This is a genomic window from Kluyvera georgiana ATCC 51603 (assembly GCF_001654985.1).
Taxonomy (GTDB): domain Bacteria; phylum Pseudomonadota; class Gammaproteobacteria; order Enterobacterales; family Enterobacteriaceae; genus Kluyvera; species Kluyvera georgiana.
Genome location: NZ_LXEU01000049.1, coordinates 79,290 through 99,896 on the forward strand (window position 1 = coordinate 79,290; position 20,607 = coordinate 99,896).

Genomic DNA, 20,607 nt, shown 5'->3' on the forward strand with positions numbered 1-20,607 from the left:
TCCTTATACGCGTTCAATAATCAGCGCGATCCCCTGGCCGACGCCGATACACATCGTACATAGCGCATAACGCCCACCGGTACGACGCAGCTGGTAGGCAGCGGTCATCGCCAGCCGTCCACCGGAGGCGCCCAGCGGATGCCCCAGCGCAATCGCCCCACCGTGCGGGTTAACGTGCGCGGCATCATCCGGCAGACCTAAATCGCGCAGCACGGCCAGCGCCTGAGCGGCGAAAGCTTCATTCAACTCGATAACGTCCATTTGCGCCAGCGTCAGTCCCGTTTGTGCCAGAACTTTTCGTACGGCCGGTGCCGGTCCAAACCCCATAATGCGCGGCGCGACGCCGGCGGTTGCGACCCCGACGACGCGAGCCAGCGGCTGCAAATCATTCTGCGCCATCGCCTGTTCGCTGGCTAACAACAGCGCACAGGCGCCATCGTTCACCCCGGACGCATTGCCCGCGGTGACGGTTGCATCCGGACGCACTACGCCTTTCAGTTTCGCCAACGCCTCAAGCGAAGTGCTGCGTGGATGTTCATCCCGGGCAAAACACAGGGCTTCGCCTTTGCGCTGCGGGATCCACACCGGGATCAGCTCGTCATTAAACGCGCCATTGGCCTGCGCCTGTGCGGTACGCTGCTGGCTACGCAGCGCAAAAGCATCCTGGTCGGCACGGGAAATGGCAAAATCGGTCGCCACGTTTTCCGCCGTCTCCGGCATGGAATCCACACCGTACAGTGCCTTCATTTGCGCGTTAATAAAACGCCAGCCGATGGTCGTGTCTTCCATTTTCATGGTACGGCTGAACGCGCTTTCGGCTTTACCCATCACGAACGGCGCACGCGACATGCTCTCTACGCCGCCCGCAATCATCAACTGCGTTTCACCACTTTTAATCGCCCGCGCCGCCACGCCGATGGCATCAAGGCTGGAGCCGCAAAGACGGTTGATGGTGCTACCCGGTACCGACTCCGGCAACCCGGCCAACAGCAACGCCATACGCGCGACGTTGCGGTTATCTTCCCCAGCCTGATTGGCGCAGCCATAAATCACATCGTCAATACGAGACGGATCCAGCCCACTATTGCGCTCCATTAGCGCCTTCAGCGGCAGAGCGGCCAAATCGTCAGCGCGTACACTCGCCAGAGTACCACCAAAACGACCGAACGGTGTGCGTACCGCGTCGCAGATAAATGCTTGATTCATCATCATTCCTTAGGCGCTTTCCGCGACCGCGTCGTAAGTCAGGGCAACAGGGGTAATACGCTGTAATTCATCAAAAGAGATGCCGTTGAAGATTTCGCGCACCACCGGGCCGTTGGCGGTGATGTCAATCACGGCAAGATCGGTATAAATGCGGCTGACGCAGCCCACGCCGGTTAACGGATAAGTACAGTGCCCCACTAACTTACACTCTCCGTCGCGCGTCAGGTGATCCATCATCACGAACACCTGGCGTGCGCCGACCGCCAGATCCATCGCCCCGCCGACGGCGGGGATCGCGTCCGGTGCGCCAGTGCTCCAGTTAGCGAGGTCGCCAGCGGCAGAAACCTGGTAGGCACCCAGCACGCAAATATCCAGATGGCCGCCACGCATCATGGCGAAGGAGTCACCGTGGTGGAAATAACAGCCGCCCTGCAGCAGAGTCACGTACTCTTTGCCGGCGTTAATCAGCTCCGGATCTTCTTCACCGGGTGCCGGTTTCGGTCCCATACCCAGCAGTCCGTTTTCGCTGTGTAAAAAGACCTCTTTGTCAGACGGCAGATAGTTGGCGATACGAGTAGGCAGACCAATTCCCAGATTCACATAGGCGCCTTCCGGAATATCCTGCGCCACGCGCTTTGCCATATCATCACGAGACAGTTTTTGCATTTTGGGCTCCTTAAGCTCGCTGCGCCTTGGCGGTGAAAGATTCCTGCGCGAACACGCGCTGCACGAAAATGCCTGGCGTGACGACGTTTTCCGGGTCCAGTTCGCCGAGCGCAACCTTGCTGGCAACTTCTACAATGGTGGTTTTCGCCGCCGTGGCCATGATTGGGCCAAAGTTACGCGCGGCTTTGCGGTAGACCAGGTTACCCCAACGGTCGGCCTGATGAGCTTTAATCAGCGCAAAGTCAGCGCTAATCGGGTATTCCAGCACATAGTGGCGGCCGTCAATTTCGCGGGTTTCTTTGCCTTCCGACAGCGGCGTGCCGTAGCCCGTTGGGGTAAAAATGGCGCCAAGACCTGCGCCCGCAGCCTGAATGCGAGCGGCCAGGTTCCCCTGCGGGACCAGTTCCAGCTCCACTTTGCCGCGGCGATACAGGTCATCGAAAATTTGTGAGTCGACCTGGCGTGGGAATGAGCAGATCATTTTGCGTACGCGCCCGGCCTTCAGCAGCGCCGCGAGGCCGATTTCGCCGTTTCCGGCGTTGTTATTGATAATGGTCAGGTCACGTGCGCCCTGTTCAATCAACGCATCAATCAGCAGCGTCGGCTGCCCGGCGGGCCCAAAGCCGCCGATCATAATGGTCGCCCCATCGTGGATACCCGCGACGGCATCCGCCAGCGTCGGCACACTTTTATCAATCATCAGGTTGCTCCTCGTTGTGCGGTTATCGCACTAATATTCGTTGTTCGCACAAAATGTGACCTGCTTAACGATGCCGGTCAAGGGCGATAATCGAAATATGGTGCGATAATCGAACATCGTGTATGTTTAGGCTAAGAATGTGATCGGCGGCATAAACGGAGAGAAAAATGGAGAAACATCCAGACGATATTTTGACGGGCGATAGCGACCCGTTTAAAGGGGACCCTAATTTTATGGCCTCGCTGGCGCGCGGGCTGGAGGTGATTCAGGCCTTCACGCCGCAGCGCCGGCTGCTGTCGATTTCGCAAATCAGCCAGAAGACGGGCATCCCTCGCGCTGCGGTACGCCGCTGCCTCTATACGCTTGGCAAACTGGGTTTTGTCTACGCCGAGGATGGTAAGAACTTTCAGCTACGCCCGCGCATTTTGTCGCTGGGACACGCATGGTTAGCCTCAACGCCGCTGGCCCGTTCTGCGCAGCCGGTGCTAAAACATTTGAGCGATATGCTTAATGAGTCGTGCTCAATCGCTACCCTGGACGGCGACGATATTCTCTATATCGCCCGCGCTTCCAGCTCGCGCATCATGACCATAGACCTCGATATCGGCAGCCGTCTGCCGGCGTGGTCAACCTCAATGGGGCGCGTGCTGTTGAGCTACCAGCCGGAAGAAAAGCTCAACGATATGCTGGCTCGCATCACCATGATCCGCTATACCCCGCAGACGATTTCGTCCGTCAGTAAGCTACGCAGCGAGCTGAAGGCGGTACGTCAACAGGGGTATGCGTTAAACGATCAGGAGCTGGAGATGGGGCTGCGTTCGTTGGCGGTGCCGCTGTTTAATTCACAGGGCCAGGTTGAGGCGGCGCTGAACGTCGGTGTTCATGCCGGACAGGTATCCGCGGCTGAATTGCTGGATCGCGTGTTGCCCGAACTGCAAAAAGCCGCATCAGAGCTGACGCTTTTGCTGCGCTAGCGGCTGCGTTTAGCGTGACGCTCCCAGTTTTCCTGTTTCGCCGCCGCCGATTTACGCAGCGCGACGTAACATGCGCCGCTGCCGCCATGATGCGGTAGCGCGCTACAGAATGCCTGAACGTCATCGAATTCGGTTAACCAGCGGGCAAGATAGCTGCGAATAATATTGGCATGCGAGCCGTCCTCTTTGCCTTTACCATGAATAATCAGGATGTTGCGTAGATTGTCATGCTCAGCCTGCAGAATAAAAGCAAACAGACTCTGACGGCACTGTTCAACGGTCTGCTGACGCAGATCCAGGCTGGCCTGCTGGCTGTATTTCCCCTGCCGCAGTTTATCCAGAACGCCGATTTGTAGCCCTTCACGCTTAAACTCCAGCGGGGTGGCAAGCGGGACAATGTCGAGAAAACCGGTGGTGAGAAAATTATCGAGCTGCAGTGTATCCACCTGCTGGCGGGTTCGGGCGTTGCGGACGGGCTGCCAATGAACGTCGCTGTGGCGCTTCAGCGGCTGGACATCCTCCATGGCGTCAAGAAACAGCGATTTGTCGTCAAGATTCATGAGAATTCCTCCCTTATTACCACAGGCGGATACTATAGCCGCGCGGTCGCGCAGGCTCAACGCTTTTCCCTTTCAGCCAAAACTATTGGCATGTAAAATATACGAAGCGGCAATCAATTCCCTGAGCTTATTATTTAACCAAAACTTAAATAATATAAATCCACAATTAATTATCGATTCCTGTTTATAATACGTGAAATAAATCACCAAGAATTGTCTGGAAAATAAGCTCAGACCCGTTATAAATAGTAATACCCGCTGCGCGGAGCAAAATGTGGGAAACGGTACGGACACACCTGTGTGGTTGCTGCGGGGTCTGGCGATGTCGACAGACCCCGATTTTTATTCTGCATCATTCTTCATATTTTTCTTTGCTTTTCCTTCAATGAGATACCTTTTACTCTGCGTTTACTGGGCTATATTTCCGTGGAACCCTGATCCGATTATTATTCGATTTAACCGTACTTTACTGTTGATTATAAATAAACCCCCTTGTTTGCATGGTTATACATCGGAGGTATAGAGTCAGCCGCCGTTCACATGCTATGGTGTTGAACAGGAATAATTTGCCTGGACATATATAGAGAGTGCGCATGCTGACGTTACTTGAAGATAAAATTGCCACGCCGCTCGGCCCTCTGTGGATTCTGTGCGATGAAAACTTTCATTTGCGCGCCGTTGAGTGGGAAGAACACAGCGACCGTATGGAGCAACTGTTGGATATCCACTACCGTGCTGAAGGCTATACTCGCGTCACGTCGCGCAACCCTGGTGGACTCAGTCAGCAGTTAACGAACTATTTTGACGGCGATCTGGCGGTGATTGAGACACTGCCTACGGCCACCGCCGGTACCCCATTTCAGCGCGAAGTCTGGCAAACCCTGCGTACCATACCCTGCGGCCAGGTGATGCACTACGGGCAGTTAGCCGATCGGCTCGGTCGTCCAGGGGCCGCCCGCGCAGTCGGCGCCGCCAATGGCGCTAACCCGGTGAGTATCGTCGTCCCCTGCCATCGCGTGATCGGTCGCAATGGCACCATGACCGGTTATGCCGGTGGCGTACAGCGTAAAGAGTGGCTTCTACGGCATGAAGGCTATCTGCTGCTTTGATTTTCTGTGCCCTTTACGACTGGAACAGGCGCTTTTACACATCAACGCGCCTGAAAATTTGTACTACATATCAATGAGATATATCTCATTCTTTGCTATCCCATTTTAATCTTGGGTGAATACGCGCGTCGAGACTTACCTGCTCACCAAAAAGATGTTAAAATTGACCAATATCAATTACGGCTTGAGCAAACCTATGATCCCGGAAAAGAGAATTATACGACGCATTCAGTCTGGCGGTTGCGCGATCCATTGTCAGGATTGCAGCATCAGCCAGCTTTGCATACCGTTCACTCTTAATGAGCATGAGCTTGATCAGCTGGATAATATTATCGAGCGCAAAAAGCCCATCCAGAAAGGGCAAACGTTATTCAAAGCCGGCGATGAACTGAAGTCTCTTTATGCGATCCGTTCCGGTACCATTAAGAGTTACACCATTACCGAGCAAGGCGACGAGCAAATCACCGGTTTCCATCTGGCCGGCGATTTAGTTGGCTTCGACGCTATCGGCACCGGTCATCACCCGAGCTTTGCTCAGGCGCTGGAAACCTCCATGGTGTGCGAAATCCCGTTTGAGACTCTTGACGATCTCTCCGGTAAAATGCCCAATCTGCGTCAGCAGATGATGCGTCTCATGAGCGGTGAGATCAAAGGCGATCAGGACATGATCCTGCTGCTGTCGAAGAAAAACGCTGAAGAGCGCCTGGCTGCATTTATCTATAACCTGTCGCGCCGCTTCGCCCAGCGTGGTTTCTCGCCGCGTGAGTTCCGTCTCACCATGACCCGTGGCGATATCGGTAACTATCTGGGCCTGACGGTGGAAACTATCAGCCGACTGCTGGGTCGTTTCCAGAAAAGCGGTATGCTGGCCGTGAAAGGTAAATACATCACCATTGAAAACAGCGATGCGCTGGCAGTGCTGGCGGGCCATAGTCGTAACGTCGCCTGACCGCTGTTTCGTTCTACAATAAAAAACCCCGGCTTGCCGGGGTTTTTTATGTCATCTCTCTAATCAAACACGCCGTTAATCACCGACGTGACGATCGCTGTACTTAAGGCAATAAGCACAAGGTTATCGCCGATAACCTGCCATTCATAGCCGGGATAATAAGGCAGTTGATTGAGCATCGACCCGGGGACCGTTTTTTTAGCGATACCCGGTGGCAGCGGTTTACCCCGCGCCAGATTTTTTGCAATGCCCGGCGGCAAAGATTTGTAACCGGTCAGGCCGTAGCTAACGGCAAGCTGTCTGGCCGTTGCGTAGCTGATATCACGGTCAACGTGATCGGGTTTGCCATAGTTCTTACGCGACGAAGAACGATGATCGTTATGCTGGTCTTTATCCCACTGCTGGCTGTTGCCTTTGTTGCTGTTGCCATGATTCCCGTTACCTTTACCATGCCCGTTACCGGGGTCGGCAATAGCCGACGTCGCTCCCAGTGCCAATGCAAGCGCCGCGGCGAGCACCGTTGAGAATCTATATCGTTGAGACATGATGATTTCCTTATGTACAGGCAGACATTAGAAATTTATATCATTGTGATAAAAATAACCTACGCAATAAATCTGAATTTTTGAATTTCGCCAAATGCCCCGAGCCATCGGGGACGACAGGTTAATTCACCAGGCTTAAGGAAAGTTTATTTATCCTGTTTATTGATCTTGCGAAGGTTCTCCCCTGTTTCAATCCCACTATATGAGTTATCTTTTACTTACAAACTGTGGTTACAGCTGTAAGGAGACCCTGTATGGCCAGATATCAAAATATGCTCGTGGCGATCGATCCGAACCAGGACGACCAGCCTGCGCTGCGACGCGCTGTGTATCTTCATCAACGGATTGGCGGCCGCATTAAAGCCTTTTTGCCGATCTATGACTTTTCCTATGAAATGACCACCCTTTTGTCTCCTGATGAGCGCACCGCAATGCGCCAGGGCGTGATTAGCCAGCGAACCGCATGGATCCGCGAGCAGGCGAAATACTACCTGGAAGCCGGCGTTCCCCTCGAAATTAAAGTGGTGTGGCATAACCGCCCGTTTGAAGCCATCATCCAGGAAGTCATCAGCGGCGGTCACGATTTGTTGCTGAAAATGGCTCACCAGCACGACAAGCTGGAATCGGTTATCTTCACCCCAACTGACTGGCACCTGCTGCGCAAATGCCCATGCCCGGTATGGATGGTGAAAGACCAGCCGTGGCCGGAAGGCGGTAAGGCGCTCGTCGCGGTCAACCTTGCCAGCGAAGAAGCGTACCATAATGCGCTGAATGAGAAGCTGGTCAAAGAGACCATCGAACTGGCCGAACAGGTCAACCATACCGAAGTGCATCTGGTTGGCGCGTACCCGGTCACGCCAATCAATATCGCCATTGAGTTGCCTGATTTCGACCCTAGCGTCTACAACGATGCGATTCGCGGTCAGCACCTGCTGGCAATGAAATCGCTGCGTCAGAAATTTAGCATCGACGAGAAGTTCACCCACGTAGAGAAAGGGTTGCCTGAAGAGGTGATTCCGGATCTGGCGGCGCATCTTGACGCCGGTATCGTAGTACTGGGCACTATCGGGCGAACCGGTATCTCTGCGGCCTTCCTCGGCAACACGGCCGAACAGGTTATTGACCACCTGCGCTGCGACCTGCTCGCCATTAAGCCGAACGACTATCAGACGCCGGTCGAAATGGACGACGAAGAAGACGATTAAACAGTGTTAAGTGACGAAAAAACCGGTCAATGGCCGGTTTTTTTATCTCTTGCGGTTATTATCCCGGCGTTATATTACGCGGCCAGGTTCGCGAGAATCTATCAATGGAGCCCTAGTCGCCAGGCAAAGTCGATCTCTTCTTTCAGTTCGATACTAGAAAGCGCCATCAGGTCGGCAAATTCCAGCTCAAGCTGTTTTAAGCGTTTCAGGTACTGTGCAGGGGTTAAAGAGGTGGTTTCTCGACGAAGATATTCGATGGCCAGTTGTGCAGGCGTAAACAAGGTATCCATAAGTTCCTCTGTTGGTTTGGACGACATAGAGCATTATAACACCTTTCCCTGCACACTTTTTGACCAAAAGCAATCATAAATCAAATAAAAGGCCGCCATCTCTCACAAAGATGGCGGCCTTAATTTTTCGCGCTGTAATTACAGAGCTTTCAGAATGGCGTCCACGCTGGCTTTTGCATCGCCGAACAGCATCTGCGTGTTTTCTTTAAAGAACAGCGGGTTCTGTACCCCGGCGTAACCGGTATTCATAGAACGTTTGAAAACGATAACGTTCTGCGCCTTCCAGACTTCCAGAACCGGCATGCCGGCAATCGGGCTTTTCGGATCGTCCTGAGCGGCTGGGTTAACGGTGTCGTTCGCGCCGATAACCAGTACGGTATCGGTATCGGCGAAATCGTCGTTAATTTCATCCATCTCCAGCACGATGTCGTAAGGCACCTTCGCCTCCGCCAACAGCACGTTCATGTGGCCCGGCAGACGCCCGGCAACCGGGTGGATACCAAAGCGTACCTTGATACCGCGCGCGCGCAGTTTCTCGGTAATTTCCGCCACCGGATACTGCGCCTGCGCCACCGCCATACCGTACCCTGGGGTGATGATCACCGAGTGGGAATTTTTCAGCATTTCGGCGGTTTCTTCGGCGTTAATCTCGCGGTGTTCGCCCACTTCTTCTTCGCTACCGGTAGAGGAACCGTCGGTACCAAAACCACCGGCAATCACGCTAATGAACGAACGGTTCATCGCCTTACACATGATGTAAGACAGAATGGCACCGGAAGAACCTACCAGCGCACCGGTAACGATCAGCAGGTCGTTGCTGAGCATAAAGCCCGCCGCCGCCGCCGCCCAACCGGAGTAGGAGTTCAGCATGGAGACGACTACCGGCATATCTGCCCCGCCGATAGACGCCACCAGATGCCAGCCAAAGGCCAGCGCGATAACGGTCATCACCAGCAGACACAGCACCTGCGTGCCCACGCTATCGGTACGCACGAATGCCACCATCAGCAGGAAAGAAACCACCAGCGCCGCCAGGTTAAGCTTGTGACGATTTGGCAGCATCAACGGCTTCGAAGACATCTTGCCGCACAGCTTGCCGAACGCCACGATGGAACCGGTAAAGGTGACCGCACCGATAAAGATACCGAGGAACACTTCAGTCAGGTGAATATTGACCAAAATTTGTTCCATGCCGGTTTCATGCTGCAGGTAGCTGTTGAAGCCCACCAGCACCGCGGCCAGACCGACGAAGCTGTGCAGCACCGCCACCAGCTCCGGCATCTCGGTCATTTCCACTTTCTTCGCCAGGCGAATACCAATCGCCCCACCGATAATCATCGCCAGCAGGATCCACGCTACGTTGCTGGTATCCGGCCCGAAGATGGTTGCGATCAGGGCAATCGCCATACCGGCGATGCCGTAGTAGTTGCCCTGCTGCGACGTTTCGTGTTTGGAAAGCCCGGCGAGACTGAAAATAAACAGGATTGCGGCAACAATGTATGCAGCTGTAACTAATCCTCCAGACATTTGTTACCCCTTATCCTTTGCGGAACATTTTCAGCATGCGCTGAGTGACGGTGAAACCACCAAAAATATTAATGCTGGCGATCAGTACCGCGATAAAACTCAGGAAACTTACCCAGCCTCCATGGCCAATCTGCAGGAGTGCGCCAACCACGATAATGCCCGAGATAGCATTCGTGACCGACATCAGCGGCGTGTGCAGCGCATGCGACACGTTCCACACCACGTAGTAACCCACCACGCAGGAGAGCGCGAAAACGGTAAAGTGGCCGAGGAACTCTTTCGGCGCAACGCTCGCCAGCCAGCCAAACAGAATGATGGCCAGTGCGATCAGCGCATATTTACGCCACGGTGACGCCGGTTTTTCCGGTTCTTTTGGCGCTGGCGCGGCTTTCTGCGCCGCCTGCGGCTGTGCAGAAACCTGAATCGGCGGGGCCGGCCAGGTGACTTCGCCTTCACGGATGACGGTCACGCCGCGCACCACAACGTCATCAAAATCGATGGTAATGTTGCCGTCTTTCTCTTTACACAGCAGCTTCAGCAGGTTTACCAGGTTGGTACCGTATAGCTGAGAAGACTGGGTCGGCAGGCGTCCGGCCAGATCGGTATAGCCGATCACCTTCACGCCGTTTGCCGTGACGAAAATTTCATTCGGTACGGTGTATTCGCAGTTACCGCCGTTTTGCGCGGCCAGATCGACGATCACGCTGCCCGGGGTCATGGAATCCACCATTTCACGGGTGATCAGCTTCGGCGCCGGTTTGCCCGGAATCAAGGCGGTGGTAACAATGATGTCGACCTCTTTTGCCTGCGCGGCAAACAGGGCCATTTCGGCGGCGATAAACGCCTCAGACATCACTTTGGCATAGCCGTCTCCACTGCCGGCTTCTTCTTTGAAGTCCAGCTCGAGGAATTCGGCGCCCATGCTCTGCACCTGCTCTTTCACTTCCGGGCGGGTGTCGAACGCACGCACAATCGCGCCAAGGCTGTTGGCCGCGCCGATAGCGGCAAGACCCGCTACGCCCGCGCCAATCACCATCACTTTCGCCGGTGGGACTTTGCCCGCCGCGGTGATTTGGCCGGTAAAGAAACGACCAAACTCGTGGGCCGCTTCGACGATAGCGCGATAACCGGCAATGTTTGCCATCGAACTTAACGCATCCAGCGACTGGGCGCGGGAAATACGCGGCACGGAGTCCATTGCCATGACGTTAATGTTACGCTCAGCCAATTTTGCCATCAGCTCGGCATTTTGCGCCGGCCAGATAAAGCTAATCAGCGTCGTGCCCGGGTTCAGCAGCGCAATCTCTTCATCCAGCGGCGCGTTAACCTTGAGGATAACGTCGGATTGCCAGATATCATCACCAGAGACGATCTCAGCACCAGCCTGCACAAATGCTTCGTCATCAAAACTGGCGAGTTTTCCTGCACCACTTTCAATGGCCACGCTAAAACCGAGCTTCAGCAGCTGCTCAACCGTTTTCGGCGTTGCTGCGACTCGCGTTTCCTGGGCCCACCTTTCTTTTGGTACACCAATACGCATAACTATTCCCTTATATCGGTTCTTATTTGATGGTTTGCCGTTTTGTCAGTTTGTTGCGGGTAACCCGTAAGTGACCTAACAGGCGAACAACCTGAATAAATAAAACAGTAACAAACTGACTATAACCTACTGAAAATACCGATTGTGATCTAGCGCCGGAAAACACTATTTTTGCATTAAATGCCAAATAAGGAGTTCCAGCGGCTACAAACAGCGATATTTGCCCCGATTTGAGTAGCGAGCCTCATAATTCGCTTCTTCTCCGTGGGAAAACATGATTTTTCGCGGGCAAGACGGTGCAATTAACATTCCATTAACTTAAAAAAGTCATATGGTTGACCGCTTTTTCTGGTCAAGCGCCCGTTTTTTCAACATATCAGGAAAAGTTATCCAAAACCGTCACCGGGTTCGCATCTGAAGTTAAAAATGACGCAGACAGTAGCGTCATTTCAATGCCATAATCAGACGTTTTCCCGTTAACAACATGACCCGAATTTGGTTTGCGCAAGGCGAAGGATTATTTTTATGAAGCTTAAGAACACCCTCCTCGTGTCCGCCATGCTGTCTGCCGCGGCAATGTCCGCTCATGCAGCCACCGAGCTGACCCCGGAGCAAGCGTCCGCACTGAAGCCCTATGACCGCGTGGTGATCACCGGTCGCTATACCGCCATTGGCGATGCGGTCAACGCCATGTCCCGTAAAGCGGACAAAGAAGGCGCAGCCTCTTTCTATGTTGTCGATACCTCTGACTACGGTAACAGCGGCAACTGGCGCGTCACGGCCGACCTTTACAAACAAGATGCGCCGAAAGCCGACGCACCGAAAAACCGTATCATCAACGGTGTGATGGAGCTGCCGAAAGACCAGGCCGTTGCGCTGGTACCTTACGACACCGTTACCGTTCAGGGCTTCTACCGCAGCCAGCCGGAAGTGAACGACGCCATTACCAAGGCCGCCAAAGCCAAAGGCGCAGCGTCCTTCTTTATCGTCCGTCAGGTGGATGCGAACGACGGCGGTAACCAGCGTATCACCGCCTACATCTATAAAGCCGATGCGGAAAAACGCGTGTTGCAGAGCCCGGATGCCATTCCGGCAGATTCTGACGCCGGGCGTAAGCTGCTGGCGGAAGGCGGCGAAGCGGCGAAACAGGTTGAGATCCCGGGCGTGGCAACAACCGCCGCCGTCGGCGCGGGCACCGGCGTAGGTCGTTTCTTCGAAACACAGACAACAAAAGGCGGGCGTTACAGTGTCACGCTTCCGGACGGTACCAAAGTTGAAGAGCTGAACAAAATCACTGCGGCGCAGATGATTCCGTTCGACAGCATCAAGTTCACCGGTAACTACGGTAACATGACTGAAGTCTCTTACCAGGTCGCAAAACGCGCCGCGAAGAAAGGCGCGAAGTACTATCACATTACCCGTGAATGGCAGGAACGCGGCGGCAACGTCACGATCAGCGCCGACCTGTACAAGTAAGCAACAGCAAAAGGCGGCGTAAGCCGCCTTTTTTTATTCATTTCTTTTATACATTGTTGCATGTATGCATCGCTCTCCGTAAAATCGCCGCCTCAGCGCAATCCTCCATGTTTATGCGATTTCGCCAAATAAATATTCTTGTTCTTTGCCTTCCACGACAGGATTCTCATGGAAAAGAAATTAGGGCTTAGCGCCCTGACGGCTCTGGTTCTGAGCTCAATGCTCGGTGCGGGCGTATTTAGTCTGCCGCAAAACATGGCCGAGGTCGCCAGCCCCGCCGCTCTGCTGATTGGCTGGGCTATCACCGGCGTGGGGATTCTGTTCCTTGCCATCGCCATGCTGGTGCTGACCCGCATCCGTCCGGATCTTGACGGTGGGATCTTTACCTACGCTCGCGAAGGCTTCGGGGAGCTTGTCGGCTTTTGTTCCGCATGGGGCTACTGGCTGTGTGCGGTGATTGCCAACGTCTCCTATCTGGTGATTGTTTTCTCCGCCCTCAGTTTCTTTACCGATACGCCGGAACTGCGCCTGTTTGGCGACGGTAATACCTGGCAATCCATTGTCGGGGCTTCAGTGCTGCTCTGGGTGGTTCATTTTCTGGTTCTCCGCGGGGTACAAACGGCTGCCAGCATCAACCTGGCCGCGACGCTGGCCAAGCTGGTACCGCTGGGGCTGTTTATCGTGCTGGCGGCGATCGCTTTTAAAAGCGAAACCTTTACCCTGGATTTCCACGGCATCGACCTTGGCGTGCCGGTGTGGGAACAGGTGAAAAATACCATGCTGATTACGCTTTGGGTGTTTATTGGCGTGGAAGGCGCGGTGGTGGTATCAGCTCGCGCCCGTAATAAAAAGGATGTTGGGCGCGCGACGCTGCTGGCGGTGATTTCCGCGCTGGGGGTTTATCTGCTGGTCACGCTGCTGTCGATGGGCGTCGTCGCCCGCCCCGAGCTGGCGGAGATGCGCAATCCATCAATGGCGGACCTGATGGTGCGTATGATGGGGGCCTGGGGTGAAATCGTGATTGCCGCCGGGCTGATTGTCTCCGTTTGCGGGGCTTACCTGAGCTGGACGATTATGGCGGCGGAAGTGCCGCTGCTGGCCGCCACGCATAAGGCGTTTCCGCGCATCTTCGCCCGGCAGAATGCGAATAACGCCCCAGCCGCCTCACTGTGGCTCACTAACCTCAGCGTGCAGGCGAGCCTGGTGCTGATCTGGCTGACCGGTTCAGACTACAACACGCTGCTGACTATCGCTTCCGAGATGATCCTCGTGCCTTACTTCCTGGTCGGCGCGTTTCTGCTGAAAGTAGCGCGCCGTCCACTGCATAAAGTGATGGGTGTCGGTGCCTGCATTTATGGCTTATGGTTATTATATGCGTCCGGCCCGATGCACCTGCTGCTGTCGGTGGTGCTCTATGCGCCGGGCCTGTTAGTCTTTATCTATGCGCGCCGCACGCATGAAGATAATATCCTGCTCAAGCGTCGCGAATTAGCCTTAATTGGCCTACTTCTGGTTGCCGCCGTGCCGGCAACCTGGATGTTAATGGGGTAACGTGCGTCGCCCCATCGCAGAATACATATGGAGATAACGATGGGAAACATGCTATCACGCCCCGTACTGATAACCGGTGGAGGCCGCCGTATCGGCCTCGCCCTTGCCCACCATTTTCTCACCCAACAGCAGCCGGTTATCCTCAGCTATCGTACGCACTATCCGGCGATTGATGTGATGCAGCGAGCGGGAGCCGTCTGTATTCAGGCCGATTTCGCCCACGACGATGGCATTAATGCCTTTGCCGAGGCGGTGAAATCACACTGTACCAGCCTGCGTGCCATCATCCACAACGCCAGCGGCTGGCAGGCGGAAAACCCGACCACGACGCTCAGTCAGGTACTCAACGCCATGCTGCAGATTCACGTGCACGCCCCCTATTTGCTAAACCACGCGCTGGAAGACCTGCTGCGCGGACATGGGCACGCCGCCAGCGATATTATTCATTTCACGGATTATGTGGTGGAACGCGGGAGCGATAAGCATATTGCCTACGCCGCCAGTAAGGCCGCACTGGACAATATGACTCGCTCATTCGCCCGCAAGCTGGCGCCCGAGGTGAAGGTCAACGCAATCGCTCCGGCGCTGGTGCTGTTTAACGAAGGGGATGACGCCGAGTATCGGCAAAAAGCGCTGAATAAGTCGCTGATGAAAATTGCCGGCGGTGAGAAAGAGATAATCGACCTTGTCGATTATCTCTTTGGCAGCCGCTATGTCACCGGCCGCTCTTTCGCCGTCGACGGCGGGCGGCCTCTGGCCTAGCGCTTAGTGAAAACGGCCCCACAGGAAAATTAACAGCCAGGCGCTAACGCCCCAACAGGCCACAGCGCCGGCTAACGCCAGCGGCAGACGCATCATGCCGGTGAAATACCACAGCGACAGCAGATAGAGAAAGTACGGAATAATCGACCACATCCCAAAAACGATGGTCGCCCGCAGCGCCTCGGTACCCCGCTCACTGGCGACGATATAGTGCGCAATCAGTGCAAAAGTGGGAAAAAGCGGAATCAGCCCTGCAATGGCGTAGTTTTTCGTTTTTGCCAGAATACCAATCAGCACCACAACCAGCGCGCCAAGCAGCGCCTTAATTAACAACCCCATCTTATTATTCACCAATAAACAACATGTTGCTCCAGCATAGCGGAAGCGGTTGTCTTTATGAATGAAAATTCAGACGCGTGCTCGCAATTAAAGCGGCACGATCTTGCCGCTCCCGTCATCGCTGGCGTATTGGTCAGCCTGATAGTGAGCCACTGGCGTAGTCGGAAATAATCGCGACAGGGGCGTCATTTCCGCCGCAGTGGCGGCATGCGCCCGAACGAGGCCGCAGGGGGGAATCTCTGCGGCCTTTTTTGTGGCGGCAAAGCTGCGCGCGGTGTATCGTAGCCGTTTTGTCAGCCAGTGCGTAGAGTCATGAATAAGATCGTTTATGTTGAGGATGATCCGGATGTCGGGGCGCTGATCGCCGCCTATCTGGGCAAGCATGATATGGATGTGGTGGTCGAGCCGCGGGGCGATAATGCCGAAGCGACGATTGCCCGTGAAAATCCGGATCTGGTGCTGCTGGACATCATGTTACCGGGTAAAGATGGCATGACGCTTTGCCGCGATCTGCGCGGTCAATGGGCGGGCCCTATCGTACTGCTCACTTCGCTGGATAGCGATATGAACCATATTCTGTCACTGGAAATGGGCGCGAACGACTATATTCTCAAAACCACCCCGCCCGCCGTGCTGCTGGCGCGCCTGCGTCTTCACCTACGACAAAGTCCGGGTAACGGGAGTCACACGGTCGCCGCGCAGCCTGCCTTGACGCCGCACAAAACCATTCGCTTCGGTACGCTGGTCATCGACCCGGTGAACCGTCAGGTTCTGTTGAGCGGTGAAAGCATCGCCCTTTCCACCGCCGATTTCGATTTGCTGTGGGAGCTCGCGACTCATGCGGGGCAAATTATGGACCGCGACGCGCTGCTGAAAAATCTGCGCGGCGTCAGCTACGATGGGATGGATCGCAGCGTGGACGTGGCAATTTCACGGCTGCGTAAGAAGCTACAGGACAGCGCCACCGAACCATACCGTATTAAGACCGTGCGGAATAAAGGCTATCTGTTCGCGCCGCATGCCTGGGAATAGCTAACAGGATATTATGCTGAGATTAAAAATATAACCCTCGAGAGTGCGCGCACCACTGTCATCAAAAACAGCGATTTTATGCTGCCACCTGGCGAATTTTACGCCAAATGGCAGCATTATCTATATTCAGTTACTGTTCAGCTGAAGTTCAGCCGTATTTATCCCTCTGGCAAAGCCGTTTACCAGCAAACCCAGGGTCACGCGATAGACGTCTTCTGCGCTAATTTCCGCACTCTCGAGCGGAAAGCTCAGCACCGCATCGCGAATCACCGTTATAGAAAGCCCAAGGTCCGCTCCCATGCGCACCGTGGAGTTAACGCAGTAACCCGCCACTGCGCCAATCACCGCGATCTCGCTAATCTGCGCGCGCTGTAACCAGCCGTGAAGGTCGGTAGAACTGAATGCCGATGAGGTCGTTTTTATAAATACAGGCTCGCCCACCTGCTCTTCAAACCCGGCTACAGGTTGGAAATGGGCGCTATCACGATGAAGCGGAGAACCTGCCTCGAGGGTTTGATGGCGAACATGCAGTATCGGTTTGCCCGCTGCGCGAAATGCGCCGATTGCCGTGCGCATATTGTCGATACTGCGGGTAGGAAAATAACTCATCCCTCGCTCAATGCGGTCGGGAACAAAACCTTGCATGTCGATAATCAATAAAGCCTGCATAACACCCTCATTCGTACGTATCGAAATGAAACAAATTACGCCGAGCGAACGCAGAGAACAACCCGCAGATTTTAAGGTAGCACTGCACTGTACCTCTTTCCGAATGGCCGTACCGCTCACCATTCTGTCACTGATGATATAGCTGCCTTTTCAACCCTGTGGGTTTGCAGCGCGGTCGCTCTGACGCAGAAGCACTTTACCTATCAGATAAGTCGTTGCCTGCCCGCCAATGTAGACGCGGTCCCCCTCAAGCCGGCAGCGTAACTCGCCACCGCGCTCTGCTCCCTGGTGGGCCAGCATTTGTGTCTTTTGCAGTTTATCCGCCCAGTATGGAATCAACATGCTATGTGCAGAACCGGTCACCGGATCTTCCGGTACCGCGTCACCAGGGCAGAAGACACGGCTGACAAAATCATATTCCCCGTCACCGGGCGCGGTGACGCAAACCATTTTATCCAGCGGGATCATGGCGTTAATATCCGGCTGTAGATCCGCTATCTGCCGTTGATTCTCTTACACGACCAGATAATCGCGCGCGACGCGTACTTCCTGGTATGCGTTGATACCTAAGGCGTCCAACAGCAAAGGGGGTGGCGTTACCGCCTGGGTGTTCCATGCCGGCAAATCCAGCGTCAGCCAATCACCGCTGCGCGTCACGGTCAACGGCCCAACAAAGCGAGTTTCGAAATGGATAGCGGAGCCTTTGTAATCAAGATGTTCGAAAATGACGTGCGCGGCCGCAAGAGTTGCATGTCCGCACAAGTTGACTTCTCCCAGGGAAGTAAACCAGCGCAGTTCAAAGCCCTTTTCTTTGCCGACAAAGAATGCAGTTTCTGACTGATTATGCTGCTTAGCCATTTTCAACAGCGTCTCGTCAGGCAACCATTCTGTAAGGGGACACACCGCAGCAGCATTGCCGGAAAAATTAGTACAACTGAAAGCATCAACCATGAAAAATCAATTTGTTGCATCATAGAAACCTGTCATCGTTCTGGTAGTAACAATGACTTTACCATACGGCGGCTGCGCCAGACTCATCCATCGGTTATGAATGCTGCGGACCGTTTTTGATTTCCCCATCGATATAAGGCTGAGGTTGACGGAAGAGATATCCCTGGGCGAAATCGCAGCCCAGCGCCTGAAGATTTTCCAGTTGTTCGCGGGTTTCAACCCCTTCCGCAACAACCTTCATATTGAGGGATTTCGCCATACCGGTGATAAGCTTAATGATATTAAGGGCATCTTCCTGTATTGATATTGAATGCACAAATGATTTATCAATTTTGATTTTATCAAAGGCAATTCGACTCAGACGCGAAAGTGAAGAATATCCCGTCCCAAAATCATCAATGGATATTTTCACGCCCAGGGCTCTGAGCCTGTTAAGGGTATTCATCGGGGTGTTACTCTCAGAAAAGAGAGAAGATTCCGTCACTTCCAGTTCAAGACGGTCGGCAGGAAGCCCCGTTTCTTTCAGAATCGCCAGGACGATGCCGGCGAAGGCTTTGCTATTTAGCTGAACAGGAGAAACGTTAACCGAAATTTTCACCGGCACCACCCAGGATGCCGCTTCCCGGCATGCCATCTCAAGCACTGATTTTCCCATTTCGTTAATCATGCCGGTTTTTTCAGCCACAGGAATAAAGCTATCCGGCGACATGAGTCCCTTCAGCGGGTGGATCCACCGAATAAGCGCTTCATAGCTGTATATTTCACTGCTGAACGAATCGACAATAGGCTGATAGTAAACGACGAATTCGTTATTCGCTAACCCTAATGCCATATCATGTTCGAGGGTTCTGCTTTCCTGCAGCTTCTCTAGCATCCACTGCCGGAAAACTTTTATCTTACTCGAGCCTTCATTTTTAGCTTCATAAAGCGCGAGATCGGCATATTTATAGAGATAGTCGGAGCGGTGCTCAGTATCTGAAATAGCGATACCAACACAGGTGGTTATATTGATTATCGCGTTATAGATAGTATAGGGCTGGTTAATAGCAGCGCATATTTTCTGTGCTCGCGAAACCGCAGTCATCTCCGTCAGACCACTCGCGAGAAAGGCAAACTCATCGCCACCTAAGCGATAAAAGGTATCTGAATCAAGGTTCATAGAGACCAGACGCTGGGAGATTTGTTGTAATAAGATATCGCCAACATCGTGTCCGTAGGTATCATTTACCTCTTTAAACCGGTCTAAATCAAACAGCATCACCGTCACAGAATCATCATTTTTTTCTGCCTGAGCAATGGTGAGGTTTAATTTTTCCCAGAAGAAATGTCGGTTGTTCATCCCCGTCAGAGAATCATGGTAGGCGTCATACTCCAGCTTGACATTCTGAACCTGCAGTTTCTCTTTTGATTTTTGCAACTCGTCGGCAAGATTCTTAACCTGAAGGTGTGCCTTGAGGATATTCCTGTTTTGATAAAATATGAGAATCCCGAGGATCGCACTCACTATTATCAGCAGCACAGAAGTGGCTGAATAAATAAAGTAAAGCGTTCTGATTTTGAGGTTGGCACTATTAATCGAATTGACATCCTTGTCTAATGCACCGGATGAAAGACGGCCAAGAGGGGTATCCAGCGTATGCATGACTTTCAGATATTTTTGTAGCTCCGGGCGACTCATGCTCTCAAGATGAGCATCCAGATAATCAAGCGTTTCTTCAAGCTTTATCGCCAGAGCATGGTGCGTTTTGTTGCTGTTTATATAATGGCCTAAATCTCCCTCTTTGACTAAATCACTCTGGCTGAGCATGATGTCGAGGCGCAGACGCACATCATCGAGCGTCATCGCGTCATCAATGGTGTAAAGACCGAGCCACGACTCAAAGCGATAATATTCTGATACCATCTGTGCGGCAGACCATGAATCGGTGTATTGCGTGAGTTTTTGTAGTTCTTGCTGTCTTTCATGCACAAGAAAAGAGATATATCCAGTAGATACAAAAAGGAAAAATATAATGCCAGCCAGTATTCTGTTCATGATGTTCCGCTGAACTCCTACTCGATATCCATTCTGCTGACTTGCCATGCCGATCTTGAATAATAGACCTGATTATTCAGTTCAGGGATGCTGTCATAGGGATACACCACGAATAGCGGCCCCTTATCACGGATGGGCATATATTCTCCGTTGATTTTTAAGGCAAGGATAACATTGTATTTTTTGAAATCGCTCAGCGGAATGATGGTGGTGTAGTCGTTGAGCGCGGTAACTTTAACAACCGAACCTTTCGCCCCGACATAATCCATCAGTTTTTGCAGTGGAATACCCGTAAAGGTAGTGCGGCCATTATACCAGGGAGAGGTAGTCTGGAAACTGACGACGCCCAGTTTCTCAAGACTGGCGATATCCAGAACGGCTTTCCCATCCCGGTTTGTATTTTCTATATTACCGGACAGGGTTAAAATGACTTTACCGGTAGGTTTGGCAAGGTCGCCCGCCCAGATCTGGGTGGAGACCATAAAACTCAACAGCATGACAATTAACCGCATTCTAACCTC

Annotated in this window: 20 protein-coding genes and 2 pseudogenes; 9 read left to right on the forward strand and 13 right to left on the reverse strand. The window is 53.4% G+C overall.

Annotation, left to right across the window (positions count from 1 at the left end; translation table 11 throughout):
* Positions 1-3 precede the first annotated feature (3 nt).
* Genes pcaF through M989_RS12145 form a run of 3 tightly spaced genes read right to left on the reverse strand, consistent with a single transcriptional unit; the run spans position 4 to position 2,572 of the window.
* Positions 4-1,206, reverse strand: a complete 1,203-nt coding sequence (gene pcaF / locus M989_RS12135; protein ID WP_064545601.1) for a 3-oxoadipyl-CoA thiolase — start codon at positions 1,204-1,206, stop codon at positions 4-6.
* A gap of 9 nt (positions 1,207-1,215) precedes the next feature.
* Positions 1,216-1,872, reverse strand: coding sequence for a 3-oxoacid CoA-transferase subunit B (locus tag M989_RS12140; RefSeq protein ID WP_064545603.1), 657 nt, complete (start codon positions 1,870-1,872; stop codon positions 1,216-1,218).
* Positions 1,873-1,882: 10 nt separating this feature from the next.
* Complete coding sequence (locus M989_RS12145; RefSeq protein ID WP_064545605.1) at positions 1,883-2,572, reverse strand: 3-oxoacid CoA-transferase subunit A; 690 nt, start codon at positions 2,570-2,572, stop codon at positions 1,883-1,885.
* A 167-nt stretch (positions 2,573-2,739) separates the two neighbouring features.
* Here M989_RS12145 and M989_RS12150 point away from each other — a divergent pair, with 167 nt between their 5' ends.
* Positions 2,740-3,546, forward strand: coding sequence for an IclR family transcriptional regulator domain-containing protein (locus M989_RS12150; protein ID WP_064545606.1), 807 nt, complete (start codon positions 2,740-2,742; stop codon positions 3,544-3,546).
* On the opposite strand, the gene smrA is transcribed toward M989_RS12150, so the two are convergent.
* Positions 3,543-4,106, reverse strand: coding sequence for a DNA endonuclease SmrA (gene smrA / locus M989_RS12155; protein ID WP_064545608.1), 564 nt, complete (start codon positions 4,104-4,106; stop codon positions 3,543-3,545). The two genes, M989_RS12150 and smrA, sit on opposite strands and share 4 nt — an antisense overlap.
* Before the next feature lie 593 nt (positions 4,107-4,699).
* Here smrA and ogt point away from each other — a divergent pair.
* The gene (gene ogt, locus M989_RS12160; protein ID WP_064545610.1) at positions 4,700-5,215 is read left to right on the forward strand and encodes a methylated-DNA--[protein]-cysteine S-methyltransferase; all 516 of its coding nucleotides are present in this window, start codon (positions 4,700-4,702) and stop codon (positions 5,213-5,215) included.
* A 196-nt stretch (positions 5,216-5,411) separates the two neighbouring features.
* On the forward strand, positions 5,412-6,164 hold the full coding sequence (fnr, locus tag M989_RS12165; protein WP_122983151.1) for a fumarate/nitrate reduction transcriptional regulator Fnr: 753 nt from the start codon (positions 5,412-5,414) through the stop codon (positions 6,162-6,164).
* A gap of 59 nt (positions 6,165-6,223) precedes the next feature.
* Here fnr and M989_RS12170 read toward each other — a convergent pair whose 3' ends face one another.
* Positions 6,224-6,709 (reverse strand): anti-virulence regulator CigR family protein, encoded by a 486-nt coding sequence (locus tag M989_RS12170; RefSeq protein WP_064545612.1) that lies wholly within the window; start codon positions 6,707-6,709, stop codon positions 6,224-6,226.
* A 254-nt stretch (positions 6,710-6,963) separates the two neighbouring features.
* On the opposite strand from M989_RS12170, the gene uspE reads away from it, so the two are divergent.
* Positions 6,964-7,914 (forward strand): universal stress protein UspE, encoded by a 951-nt coding sequence (gene uspE / locus M989_RS12175; protein WP_064545613.1) that lies wholly within the window; start codon positions 6,964-6,966, stop codon positions 7,912-7,914.
* 101 nt (positions 7,915-8,015) lie between these two features.
* On the opposite strand, the gene M989_RS12180 is transcribed toward uspE, so the two are convergent.
* From M989_RS12180 to pntA, 3 genes are all read right to left on the reverse strand, one after another.
* On the reverse strand, positions 8,016-8,204 hold the full coding sequence (locus tag M989_RS12180) for a YdiH family protein (protein ID WP_064545615.1): 189 nt from the start codon (positions 8,202-8,204) through the stop codon (positions 8,016-8,018).
* 138 nt (positions 8,205-8,342) lie between these two features.
* Positions 8,343-9,731: a Re/Si-specific NAD(P)(+) transhydrogenase subunit beta gene (pntB, locus tag M989_RS12185; protein ID WP_064545617.1), complete on the reverse strand. Its 1,389-nt coding sequence runs from the start codon at positions 9,729-9,731 to the stop codon at positions 8,343-8,345.
* Between the two features lie 10 nt (positions 9,732-9,741).
* Positions 9,742-11,271: a Re/Si-specific NAD(P)(+) transhydrogenase subunit alpha gene (gene pntA, locus M989_RS12190; RefSeq protein ID WP_064545620.1), complete on the reverse strand. Its 1,530-nt coding sequence runs from the start codon at positions 11,269-11,271 to the stop codon at positions 9,742-9,744.
* 525 nt (positions 11,272-11,796) lie between these two features.
* Between pntA and ydgH the strand changes: the two genes are divergently transcribed.
* The 3 genes from ydgH (at position 11,797) to folM (ending at position 15,060) form a co-directional block, all read left to right on the forward strand.
* Positions 11,797-12,747, forward strand: coding sequence for a DUF1471 family protein YdgH (ydgH, locus tag M989_RS12195; protein WP_064545622.1), 951 nt, complete (start codon positions 11,797-11,799; stop codon positions 12,745-12,747).
* A gap of 168 nt (positions 12,748-12,915) precedes the next feature.
* Positions 12,916-14,298, forward strand: a complete 1,383-nt coding sequence (locus M989_RS12200) for an amino acid permease (RefSeq protein ID WP_064545624.1) — start codon at positions 12,916-12,918, stop codon at positions 14,296-14,298.
* A 39-nt stretch (positions 14,299-14,337) separates the two neighbouring features.
* Complete coding sequence (folM, locus tag M989_RS12205; RefSeq protein ID WP_064545626.1) at positions 14,338-15,060, forward strand: dihydromonapterin reductase; 723 nt, start codon at positions 14,338-14,340, stop codon at positions 15,058-15,060.
* Positions 15,061-15,063: 3 nt separating this feature from the next.
* On the opposite strand, the gene M989_RS12210 is transcribed toward folM, so the two are convergent.
* The gene (locus M989_RS12210; RefSeq protein ID WP_064545630.1) at positions 15,064-15,399 is read right to left on the reverse strand and encodes a GlpM family protein; all 336 of its coding nucleotides are present in this window, start codon (positions 15,397-15,399) and stop codon (positions 15,064-15,066) included.
* 96 nt (positions 15,400-15,495) lie between these two features.
* On the opposite strand from M989_RS12210, the pseudogene M989_RS25560 reads away from it, so the two are divergent.
* A pseudogene (locus M989_RS25560) lies at positions 15,496-15,570 on the forward strand (type I toxin-antitoxin system toxin Ldr family protein); the annotation flags it as partial.
* A 141-nt stretch (positions 15,571-15,711) separates the two neighbouring features.
* A complete protein-coding gene (gene rstA, locus M989_RS12215) occupies positions 15,712-16,431 on the forward strand; it encodes a two-component system response regulator RstA (protein ID WP_064545632.1) in 720 nt (239 codons plus the stop codon).
* 126 nt (positions 16,432-16,557) lie between these two features.
* On the opposite strand, the gene M989_RS12220 is transcribed toward rstA, so the two are convergent.
* From M989_RS12220 to M989_RS12235, 4 genes and pseudogenes are all read right to left on the reverse strand, one after another.
* Complete coding sequence (locus M989_RS12220) at positions 16,558-17,100, reverse strand: isochorismatase family protein (protein WP_064545634.1); 543 nt, start codon at positions 17,098-17,100, stop codon at positions 16,558-16,560.
* 150 nt (positions 17,101-17,250) lie between these two features.
* Positions 17,251-18,051 (reverse strand): annotated as a pseudogene (locus tag M989_RS12225) (PhzF family phenazine biosynthesis protein).
* 94 nt (positions 18,052-18,145) lie between these two features.
* The gene (locus tag M989_RS12230) at positions 18,146-20,086 is read right to left on the reverse strand and encodes a putative bifunctional diguanylate cyclase/phosphodiesterase (RefSeq protein WP_064545636.1); all 1,941 of its coding nucleotides are present in this window, start codon (positions 20,084-20,086) and stop codon (positions 18,146-18,148) included.
* 17 nt (positions 20,087-20,103) lie between these two features.
* Positions 20,104-20,598 carry a putative pterin-binding protein gene (locus M989_RS12235; RefSeq protein ID WP_064545638.1) on the reverse strand — a complete coding sequence of 165 codons (495 nt, stop codon included), beginning with the start codon at positions 20,596-20,598 and terminating at the stop codon, positions 20,104-20,106.
* Positions 20,599-20,607: the final 9 nt, after the last annotated feature.

What these genes read in the sequence shown, in the direction of transcription:
- M989_RS12230 (WP_064545636.1), bottom strand. Translation starts at nt 20,086, where the DNA reads ATGAACAGAATACTGGCTGGCATTATATTTTTCCTTTTTGTATCTACT.
- ydgH (WP_064545622.1), top strand. Translation starts at nt 11,797, where the DNA reads ATGAAGCTTAAGAACACCCTCCTCGTGTCCGCCATGCTGTCTGCCGCG.
- fnr (WP_122983151.1), top strand. Translation starts at nt 5,412, where the DNA reads ATGATCCCGGAAAAGAGAATTATACGACGCATTCAGTCTGGCGGTTGC.
- pcaF (WP_064545601.1), bottom strand. Translation starts at nt 1,206, where the DNA reads ATGAATCAAGCATTTATCTGCGACGCGGTACGCACACCGTTCGGTCGT.
- uspE (WP_064545613.1), top strand. Translation starts at nt 6,964, where the DNA reads ATGGCCAGATATCAAAATATGCTCGTGGCGATCGATCCGAACCAGGAC.
- M989_RS12140 (WP_064545603.1), bottom strand. Translation starts at nt 1,872, where the DNA reads ATGCAAAAACTGTCTCGTGATGATATGGCAAAGCGCGTGGCGCAGGAT.
- pntB (WP_064545617.1), bottom strand. Translation starts at nt 9,731, where the DNA reads ATGTCTGGAGGATTAGTTACAGCTGCATACATTGTTGCCGCAATCCTG.
- pntA (WP_064545620.1), bottom strand. Translation starts at nt 11,271, where the DNA reads ATGCGTATTGGTGTACCAAAAGAAAGGTGGGCCCAGGAAACGCGAGTC.
- M989_RS12210 (WP_064545630.1), bottom strand. Translation starts at nt 15,399, where the DNA reads ATGGGGTTGTTAATTAAGGCGCTGCTTGGCGCGCTGGTTGTGGTGCTG.
- rstA (WP_064545632.1), top strand. Translation starts at nt 15,712, where the DNA reads ATGAATAAGATCGTTTATGTTGAGGATGATCCGGATGTCGGGGCGCTG.
- M989_RS12200 (WP_064545624.1), top strand. Translation starts at nt 12,916, where the DNA reads ATGGAAAAGAAATTAGGGCTTAGCGCCCTGACGGCTCTGGTTCTGAGC.
- M989_RS12150 (WP_064545606.1), top strand. Translation starts at nt 2,740, where the DNA reads ATGGAGAAACATCCAGACGATATTTTGACGGGCGATAGCGACCCGTTT.
- folM (WP_064545626.1), top strand. Translation starts at nt 14,338, where the DNA reads ATGGGAAACATGCTATCACGCCCCGTACTGATAACCGGTGGAGGCCGC.
- M989_RS12145 (WP_064545605.1), bottom strand. Translation starts at nt 2,572, where the DNA reads ATGATTGATAAAAGTGTGCCGACGCTGGCGGATGCCGTCGCGGGTATC.
- M989_RS12180 (WP_064545615.1), bottom strand. Translation starts at nt 8,204, where the DNA reads ATGGATACCTTGTTTACGCCTGCACAACTGGCCATCGAATATCTTCGT.
- ogt (WP_064545610.1), top strand. Translation starts at nt 4,700, where the DNA reads ATGCTGACGTTACTTGAAGATAAAATTGCCACGCCGCTCGGCCCTCTG.
- smrA (WP_064545608.1), bottom strand. Translation starts at nt 4,106, where the DNA reads ATGAATCTTGACGACAAATCGCTGTTTCTTGACGCCATGGAGGATGTC.
- M989_RS12170 (WP_064545612.1), bottom strand. Translation starts at nt 6,709, where the DNA reads ATGTCTCAACGATATAGATTCTCAACGGTGCTCGCCGCGGCGCTTGCA.
- M989_RS12220 (WP_064545634.1), bottom strand. Translation starts at nt 17,100, where the DNA reads ATGCAGGCTTTATTGATTATCGACATGCAAGGTTTTGTTCCCGACCGC.
- M989_RS12235 (WP_064545638.1), bottom strand. Translation starts at nt 20,598, where the DNA reads ATGCGGTTAATTGTCATGCTGTTGAGTTTTATGGTCTCCACCCAGATC.